Origin of the sequence: Mycobacterium sp. 1245801.1 (assembly GCF_001673055.1) — a bacterium.
In the GTDB taxonomy this organism is placed as follows: Bacteria; Actinomycetota; Actinomycetes; order Mycobacteriales; family Mycobacteriaceae; genus Mycobacterium; species Mycobacterium europaeum_A.
Window position 1 is genome coordinate 1 of record NZ_LZKY01000264.1, and the last position, 4,069, is coordinate 4,069.

General features: G+C 65.1%; 2 protein-coding genes and 2 pseudogenes. All 4 read left to right on the forward strand.

The genetic code is table 11. From position 1 onward, the window contains the following. Positions 1 to 465, forward strand: a pseudogene (locus tag A5622_RS16970) (hypothetical protein); the annotation flags it as partial. 11 nt (positions 466 to 476) lie between these two features. Beyond that, a complete protein-coding gene (locus A5622_RS16975) occupies positions 477 to 845 on the forward strand; it encodes a hypothetical protein (RefSeq protein WP_066880152.1) in 369 nt (122 codons plus the stop codon). Next, the gene (locus tag A5622_RS16980) at positions 838 to 2,211 is read left to right on the forward strand and encodes a collagen-like protein (RefSeq protein ID WP_066880154.1); all 1,374 of its coding nucleotides are present in this window, start codon (positions 838 to 840) and stop codon (positions 2,209 to 2,211) included. Before A5622_RS16975 ends, A5622_RS16980 begins: the two co-directional genes overlap by 8 nt. Before the next feature lie 902 nt (positions 2,212 to 3,113). Beyond that, positions 3,114 to 4,069: pseudogene (locus A5622_RS30610) on the forward strand (collagen-like protein); the annotation flags it as partial.

Here is a 4,069-nt window from a genome sequence, read left to right on the forward strand (position 1 = left end):
GCGAACTCAATCTTCACCGGACAAGGTGGCTGGCACGGCACATGGGTCACGGGAACGCTGGTCCGCGGAACAGACTTCAAGAGCAACATGACCCTGATATCCGGCATCGTCGGAGCTGGCGGCAGCCCTAACCTGGGCGGAATCGGGAACGACGGTCAGGCAACCACATTGACTTATGTGGACACCAACGGTGACAGCAAGACGAAGACCGCTGCTGCTGGGGCGGGCGGCGGTAAGGGCTTCACGCACAACCCGAACAACCCCAACGCGCACACAGCAGGGGCCGGCCAGGCGCCCATCACGTACTTGAACATCAAGTACCCGGGCGGCCCCGACGCCGGGCAGGCCACGACTGGCAGCAGCCCCGGCGGTGGTGGCGGCGGCGGCGGGGGCCTGTTCGGTGAGATCGCGGCCGGTTGGGGCGGTAACGGAATCGTGTATCTAGTCGGCCGACGAGTGGCGTAAGGGAAACCCAAATGACAGCACTATTCAACTCTGCGCCGGTCTATGACCTGCCACTGACCAAGGGCGACGACCTCGCGCTCCGGTTCGTGTACTGCGAGCTGGTCGTCGACGACAACGGCGACCCGGTCCTGGACTCCAAAGGTCTCGCGCAGTTCGAGATCGCCGACTACCCGGACGGCGCTTCAGTCCAGGTGGAGATCGACACCAGGCCAACGCAGCAGGTGTTCGAAGCCGTGATTTCCGGGCATGACGCCACAATCCAAGTGTCCTCTACGACAATGGATTTGATCCCTGCGCGCCTCCCGTGGCGGGTTCAGATCATTTTCGCCGACGGTTTGACCAAGGTTGGGGCACACGGAAAGACGGTGCGAAATGACTGACGGGCAAATCGTTATCGCCATCTCTGCGACACCGCCGCTCGAGGTAGCGCCCGAACGTGCGCTGCTGGTGGCCGCCCCAGGCCCGAAAGGCCCGCAGGGCGGCGCCGGCCCCGCTGGACCGGCGGGTCCGGCCGGACCTACCGGCGCCACGGGACCGACCGGGGCGACGGGCCAGAAGGGCGACACGGGGGACATGGGGGCACAGGGGCCGCCCGGCATCAGCCCGACCGGTCAGGTGGACACCTATGCGGATCTGCCGGCGAGCCCGAATGTCCTTGACGCCTATGTGGTGACGGCAGACGGACTGCTGTATGTCTACACAACCGCATGGCCCGCCGAGGGTGAGGGCTACCCCTTCCGCGGCCCGCAGGGCATCCAAGGCGAGCAGGGCGCCCAAGGCCCTAAGGGCGACAAAGGCGACACGGGTGAACAAGGGATTCAAGGCATTCAGGGCGAGCAGGGCGAACAAGGCCCGAAGGGTGACCAGGGAGACCAAGGCACCCCCGGCGTCAGCCTCGACATTGAGGGACATGTCGCCACCTATGCCGACCTCGCGGCGCTCACTCCGTCCTACGGCCAAGCCTGGATAGTCGACGCAGACGGCCTGCTGTACTTCTACGACACTGGCTTTCCGGCAGACGGCCAAGGGGTACCGTTCCGTGGGCCGCAAGGGATTCAGGGTGAGCAGGGCATCCAGGGCGTCAAAGGCGACCAGGGCGAGCAGGGAGAGCAGGGGCCGAAGGGTGACCCGGGCACAACCGACTGGGGCGCGCTGACAAACGTCCCCGCCTACGTGGCCGCCGGCGCCACACAGGCCGCCGCTCGCGCAGTGATCGGTGCTGGCACAAGTAGTCTGGCTATCGGCACCACTTCTGGAACCGCGTGCGAAGGCAATGACTCGCGTCTGTCGAACACGCGCACACCCACCGATGGTTCGGTGACTACCACGAAAATAGCTGACTCCAACGTGACCAAGGGGAAGCTCGCCGCCACGGGTACCGCGAACAGCGGCACTTTCCACCGTGGTGATGACACTTGGTCAAATGTTGAGGGTGTCAACGCGATGGGGACCGTTGGCTCCACCGCCACTATCAGCATCGCGTCGGGCACGGTGGTCACCGCAACCCTAACTTCGGCCACCGCATGCACGTTCACCATGCCAACCGCAGTGGCCGGCGCCTCGTTTGTTCTGCTGCTCAAGCAACCGTCATCGGGGACTGCTACCACGGCAACGTTCACGGGCGTGAAGTGGAGTTCCGCTGGTGCGCCGACGATTACGGCAACAGTGGGCAAGATGGACCTCCTGTCTTTCGTGTCGGATGGAACCAACTGGTACGGCTCATACGGCCAGGGATACACCTACTGATGTTCGCGGCTAGACATGCGCTGCTGACCGGATCGAGAGCCCCGGTGTTATTCGACGCCGTGGGGGCTGGCGCGGCGTCGGGTTCCAGTAGCTTCTCTTGGTCGCACGCCATCTCTGCTGACGCCAGGGCGATAGTCGTGGGCGTCAACAGTCAGGGGGGGAATGCCCTCACCGTTAAGGTTGGCAGTACGCCAATGACCCAACTGGGCGGTTATTTCAACTTTACGGGAACTATTTATGAATCTTTGTGGGGGCTGCTGAATCCACCCACGGGCTCCCAGACGATCGCGGTGACGGGCGCCGGTAACGCTAATGCGGGAAACTCCGTCTCCTACTTTAACGCCAGCGGGTTCGGGACAGTGTCCACTAATAGCGGTAGCGGTACGAGCGCATCCCAATCTGCGGCGTCGACGCTGGGGGAGAGGGTGTTTCAAATGTTTGCCTATAGCGGGGCTGCAGGTACCACTTTCACTGGTTACAACCAAACGTCACGCTGGATCCAACCAGGCGTCAGTAGTGTCACCTATCCGGCCATGATCGGAGACGCAGCGGGGGCGGCAACGGTGAACTTCAACGCCACCATCAGCTCCTCATCGTGGGGAGCGATGGCCGTCCCGCTGCGCCCCTAGTCGTTGCGCGATCGACTGGTCAACGACTTCAATCCAACCTGGCTTCACGGGGCCGACGCCGCGGTGGAGCCATACCCTTCCGCAGGGGCACGACTCACTACGCGCCACCGGCTCGCGCGGCCAAGACGGCTGCGGCTCTTTGTCATAGATCAGCGCCACATTCGCGGGTCCGTGCACAACCCTATGCCACCACTTCACCACTTGCATTCGCGCATCTTATAGCCCCGCGCGGGGTCACGCATGCGCGTTTTTCATTTCCATGGAGGTTGAGATATGACGAACCCGCAACTTGTGAGCGGTCCTCCCGCGCTGCTGGTCGCCGCAACCGGCCCCCGTGGTCCGCAGGGTGAGCGAGGCCCGCAGGGCGAGCCGGGGCACGGGTTTGAGGTCTCCAACACCGTCGCCACCTACGCGGACCTCCCCGCCTCGGCGACGGTCGGTGATATCTGGCTAGTCACGTCGACCGGACAGGCGTACATCTATTCGGCGAGCGGCTGGCCGGCCGAGGATGCCGGGATTCCGTTTGTCGGCCCGAAAGGCGACAAGGGTGACAAGGGCGACACGGGCGCCGCGTTCACCATTACGGGCACGGTAGCTGCCTACGCCAACCTGCCGGCAACAGGAGTTGTTGCCGGGGACCACTACTACGTTCAGGCCGACGGCCAGGTTTACACCTACAGCGGTACGGTGTGGCCCGCGAGCGGGGCAGGCATCCCCTTCCGCGGCCCGCAGGGTGCTACCGGTCCGGCAGGCCCCACAGGCGGGCAGGGCGCCACCGGTCCGGCCGGTCCGCGCGGGCTTACGGGAGCCACCGGCCCAACAGGCCCAACAGGGCCGGCTGGTCCTACGGGTCCGAAGGGCGACAAGGGCGATCAGGGCAACGCGCTGAATGTGGAGAACGCGGTGGCCACCTACGCGGACCTTCCCGGCGGCGCAGCGGTCGGTGACATGTACGTCGTCGCGGCCGACGGACAGCTCTACATCTACACCACGACCGGCTGGCCGGCGGCCGGCACCGGTATCACCCTCGTCGGACCTACCGGACCGACGGGTCCTCGGGGACCGACCGGGTTGACCGGGGCCACCGGCCCCACCGGCGCTACTGGTCCGACTGGATCCACAGGTCCGCAAGGCCCTCCCGGGATCGGCCCCACAGGTTCGGTCGACACCTACGCAGACCTTCCCGGCACAGCATCCAATGGCGACGCCTACGTGGTCAACGCCGACGG

Bases quoted from the DNA above. Each gene is read 5' to 3' on its own strand.
- A5622_RS16975 (WP_066880152.1), top strand. From the start codon at position 477: ATGACAGCACTATTCAACTCTGCGCCGGTCTATGACCTGCCACTGACC.
- A5622_RS16980 (WP_066880154.1), top strand. From the start codon at position 838: ATGACTGACGGGCAAATCGTTATCGCCATCTCTGCGACACCGCCGCTC.